We start from the raw sequence: 639 nt of genomic DNA on the forward strand, positions 1-639 counted from the left end.
GATGGACTCATCGCGCCCTTCTGCTCATCCGCTGGCGACTTCCTCCCGCTGCTCTGCACGATGAACGTCACCGCGGTGACCGAAGAAGTCCGCGAAGCCTTCAACCTCGACCACGAGCAGCTCACCGAACAAGCCGCCGCGATCCCCGCAGGCTCCAATGGACTGCTCTGGCTCCCCTACCTCGCTGGCGAACGGGTCCCCGACCTCCCCCGCGCGACCGGCACGCTCCTGGGTCTGCGCCACGGCTGGCTCGACCCCGCCACGCTCTTCCGCGCCGCCATCGAAGGCACCACGCTTAACCTTGCCTGGGGTGCCCAGCGGATGCAATCCCTTGGCGTGCCCATCTCCTCCATACGACTCGTCGGCGGAGGCTCCAAAAACCCCCTGTGGCGCCAGATCGCCGCCGACATCTTCAACGTCCCGGTCAGTGCCCTCGAAGAACCCGAATCCGCCGCCCTGGGCGGGGCCCTCCAGGCCCTCTGGACCCATCACCGTCAGACCGACCCCGCCGCCGACATCACCAACCTGGCCGAACCCTTCATCGCCACAGGACCCTCGCTCAAACCCAACCCCGACAACGCCAAAACCTACGCCAGCCTCTTGGATCGCTTCGTTGATGCACTGGAAGACCATTACGGG

General features: G+C 66.2%; 1 protein-coding gene. It reads left to right on the forward strand.

Annotated elements, in window-relative coordinates; translation table 11 throughout:
• Positions 1-639: FGGY-family carbohydrate kinase (locus RIG82_09730; GenBank protein MEQ9461217.1), on the forward strand; the 639-nt coding region annotated here is incomplete at both ends.

This window comes from Phycisphaeraceae bacterium (assembly GCA_040222855.1).
GTDB lineage: Bacteria > Planctomycetota > Phycisphaerae > Phycisphaerales > Phycisphaeraceae > Mucisphaera.